Origin of the sequence: Vibrio sp. V03_P4A6T147, from assembly GCF_002241085.1 — a bacterium.
In the GTDB taxonomy this organism is placed as follows: Bacteria; Pseudomonadota; Gammaproteobacteria; order Enterobacterales; family Vibrionaceae; genus Vibrio; species Vibrio anguillarum.
The window spans coordinates 1-4,450 of sequence record NZ_NDIO01000255.1 but is presented as its reverse complement, the minus strand read 5'-3'; the positions used below and the strand labels follow the sequence as shown (position 1 = coordinate 4,450).

General features: G+C 45.6%; 2 protein-coding genes. Both read right to left on the bottom strand.

Annotated elements, in window-relative coordinates; genetic code table 11:
* Nucleotides 1-155: 155 nt before the first annotated feature.
* A complete protein-coding gene (locus B9J84_RS10020; protein ID WP_094124054.1) occupies nucleotides 156-3,302 on the bottom strand; it encodes an efflux RND transporter permease subunit in 3,147 nt (1,048 codons plus the stop codon).
* A 1-nt stretch (nucleotide 3,303) separates the two neighbouring features.
* Nucleotides 3,304-4,323, bottom strand: coding sequence for an efflux RND transporter periplasmic adaptor subunit (locus B9J84_RS10015; RefSeq protein WP_029189762.1), 1,020 nt, complete (start codon nucleotides 4,321-4,323; stop codon nucleotides 3,304-3,306).
* Between the last annotated feature and the right edge of the window lie 127 nt (nucleotides 4,324-4,450).

Genomic DNA, 4,450 nt, shown 5'->3' with positions numbered 1-4,450 from the left:
CGATTAAGCTTGCACCGCTTTTCTTGTTATGAAACACCTTTAGTTATAATCATAGCGAATTTATCCGTAATCTACCTATTTAAAACTGCATTTTTAATATCCATTGCCTGCTGACATTTTGTAGTTAGAGCAAGGGAATTGTTAGAACAGAAAGATCAATGACGCATAACCGTATAATACAAAACAGGAATAACCAATAAAGTTAAGACGGTAGAAACAAAGATGCCGAAAATCAGGCTAATGGCTAAGCCATTAAAAATGGGATCATCTAAAATGAATACCGCCCCGATCATGGCCGCTAAAGCGGTAAGCATGATGGGTTTAGCACGAACAGCCGCAGACTGAATAACCGCTTCGGAAAATGCCACACCTTCTTCAACCTGCTGATTAATGAAATCAACCAGCAAGATGGAGTTACGCACAATAATCCCCGCGAGTGCTATCATCCCAATCATCGACGTGGCGGTGAACTGAGCACCAAGTAACGCATGGCCGGGCATGACGCCAATAATCGTCAGTGGAATTGGAGCCATAATGATCAACGGAACAAGGTAGGACTTAAACTGCGCGACAACCAATAAGTAAATAAGGATCATCCCAACCGCGTAGGCAATGCCCATGTCGCGGAATGTTTCATAAGTGATCGTCCATTCACCATCCCAGAATATTTCGACACCATTTAACCCTGTAGGTTGGTGGATATAATACTGTTCCACAGGTAGACCAAGTGCATTGATGTTGAACGCCATTTCAAACATACCGTATAAGGGGCTGTCTGTTTCACCCGTCATATCCGCCACCACCATCACCATTGGTAACAGGTTTTTATGCACAATGTAGTCATCCATTTGAGTTTGGCGAATAGTAACTAAATCAGACAATGGATATGCACTGCCCGCAGTGCTCGCTACTTTCATGTTCAACACTTGATCTAATCGGACTTTGACATTTTCACTAGCTTGCACTTGAATGGGGATTGGGTACTTGCTGTGCTCACTGTGCAAATAGGTGATCGGCTTTCCACCGACGGCCGTCGCCAAAGCATCGACTATCGAAGCATAAGGTACTTGATAGTGTGACGCTTTGCTGCGATCAATCACTACTTGCCATTTTTGATGCACTTCCGGTAGATACATATCGATATCGACAATATCCGCTGTTTCGTGGAAGATCCCGCGTAGCATCCTTGCCGCTTGTGCCCGAATCTCATGTGTCGGACCATAAACTTCCGCTAAAATAGGTGACCAAACGGGTGGCCCCGGTGGAACTTCAACGACTTTGACTTTACCGCCAAATCGGCTGGCAACCTCATTAAGCTTGGGGCGTACTTCACTTGCAATCGTATGACTATCTTTATCGCGCTCTTTTCGCCCTAACAGGTTCACCTGAATATCACCTTGGTTGGCTTGATTGCGTATAAAATAATGACGCACAAGGCCATTGAAGTTGATCGGTGCGGCTGTACCTGCGTAAATCTGATACCCACTGACTTCAGGCACGCTATTTAACACCGTGCCAAGTTCAAATAAAACGCGTTGCGTTTTCTCAAGCGACGCCCCTTCAGGCATATCCAATACCACTTGAAACTCTGATTTATTATCGAAAGGCAGCATTTTTAAAACCACGGCCTTCGTGATTGGCAATAATAGGGAGCCAGCAATAAGCGCAAATACCGCAAGCATCAAGAAAAAGCGGTTACGTCTTTGTGCAGCCGAGACTACGAAAGGATTCATGATTCGGTGAAAGATGCCTTGAGTTGATTGAGATTGTGCTTGATGCGATGAAGGCTTAAGAAACTTGACCGCTAACCAAGGAGAAAAGACAAATGCAACCGCCAATGAAATCAGCATTCCCATCGAAGCATTGATGGGAATTGGGCTCATATACGGGCCCATAAGCCCAGAGACAAAGGCCATTGGCAACAGTGCGGCAATCACGGTTAAGGTAGCAAGGATTGTGGGTCCACCCACTTCATCAACCGCCGTAGGAATGAGATCCGCCAGTTTGCGCTTACCTAACGCCATATGACGGTGAATATTTTCCACAACAACAATGGCATCGTCCACTAAAATGCCAATAGAGAAAATTAACGCAAAAAGCGAGACCCGGTTGAGTGTAAAACCCCATGCCCATGATGCAAACAGTGTCATCATCAAGGTGACAACAATAGCCATACCGACCACGATAGCCTCGCGCCATCCCATCGCAATAACCACCAAAATAACGACTGCAGTGGTTGCAAAAATCAATTTACCGATCAATGTATTGCTTTTATCGGCGGCGGTTTTCCCGTAGTCACGCGTGATTTCAACACTGATTCCGTGTGGAATTAACTGATTTTCAAGTTCTGCAACTCGAGCTTCAACCATCTCAGCCACACGAACGGCGTTTTCGCCTCCTTTTTTAGCGATGGCTAAGGTAACTGCTGGATAAATACCTTGCTTATCACTGGTCCAAACTTGTTGGGTTGATGTATCAACACCCAATTGAACCGTAGCGACATCCGCTAAATATATCGGTGTCTGGTTATGCAGCCCAATCACCAATTGCTTTACTTTTTCAACTTTTGTTAAAAACTGACCAATTTGGACGGGAAACTGCTGATTTTCATGCGTCAGTTTCAACATTGGAGAGCTGTGGTTCGCCGCAGGAAGATGCTGATTCAGTTGATCTAACGTGATGCCAAAGCTGTTCATTTTAACGGGGTCTAAACGTACATCAACAATAGTAGGGTGGCGACCTATCGTATAAATATCTCGTGTACCATTAATGCGTTTGAGCTCTGTTTCTAAACCATGGGCCACTTGCGTTAACTGCTGGTTGTCCAAAGTGCCCGTTTTATCGGATAACGTAATGCTGACGATAGGCACATCTTCAATGCCTTTAGGTTTGATGATCGGCTCGCCCACCCCAACGCCTTTTGGCATCCAATCTTTATTGGAATAGAGTTTATTATAAATACGAACCACGGCGTCGTTTCTAGGAACGCCGACATCAAAGATAGCCACAATCATCGCACCATCGGGTTGTGAAAAAGAGTAAATTTTATCAATTCCCTCAATTTCAGAGATGATCTGCTCTGCTGGGTTCGTCACTAAACTTTCCACTTCCGCCGGAGAAGCTCCGGGAAAAGGAATATACACATCGGCAAAGGTCACATCGATTTGCGGCTCTTCTTCTTTAGGAGTAACCATTACTGCAAAAACGCCCATCAGTAACCCAACAATCGCGAGCAACGGCGTCATCGCTGAAGTCTGAAAAGCTTTGGCAATACGTCCTGAGACGCCTAAACGATTATCCATATCACTCACCTACTTGTGTAAATACACGGCTTGCGACCGTATCGCCTTGTTCCAAGCCAGATAATACTTCCACATATTCACCATAGGTTTGCCCTAATCGCACTGGATTTAGCAGTCGTTTATCATCAACGATGCGATATACGGCACTCAGTTCTGCTCGGCGAATCACAGCGGCAACAGGAATGAGCATCACCTCACGTTGACCATAATTAAACTCTGTCTTGACCCACATTCCTGGCATCACTTGCCCGAGCTTGTTAGTTTGATCTGCACGAGGCAGCTCAAGACGGATTTTGAATGTATGTGATTGAGGGTCTGCATAACTGAATAAGCTGTAATCGATTGGGGTTATTTTATCGCCCGTAGGCATAATGACTTGGAATTGAGCAACATTGGTGACTGCAGGCTGATAGCGCTGCGGAATGGCCGTTTCAACACGCAACTCATTGAATGAGAAACCACTGAGCAGCGCAGTACCCGGAGCCACCGTTTCACCCAGCTCTACATGTCGCTCCGTCACGACACCATCATAAGGGGCGGTAATATTGGTGTATCCAAGTGACTCCTTCGCCTGCACGACCGCGGCTTTTGCCGCCTTGACGGCCGCAGCAGCACTTCGAGCTTGAGCTTCAGCGCCATCCATTTGGTCTTGTGAAATCGCACCTTTAGGAAACAGCAGTCGATAACGCTTTAGTTGAGCTTGAGCTTCACGATTTCGAGCCTCTGCACTGGTTAACTGAGCTTGAGATGCGTCTAAAGAAGCCGATTGCTGAATAGCGCTGATTTCTAATAGCACGTCGCCCTTTTTAACAAAATCGTTAACGTCGACATACACACCAACGACTCGACCAGAGGTTTGAGCCGCAACTGTCCCTTTGTTAACTGGCTGGACAACACCTTCAAATGCAATCTGCTGTGGTATCTGCTCATAGGTCACGATATAACGATCATCAGCATAGCCAACGGCCCAATAACCGCTCGTGATTAAGGCAATACACGCAATCCAAATTCGCCTTTTCATACCCATCCCTCATGTTGATCGTTACGATTCCACTTGCTTATTGAATTCTAGTTAGATTAAACCGTTTGCGTTTGCTGTTGTTTATTATTCTTAATGCAGATCAACAAATTAGTTGCACCAAGCCCAA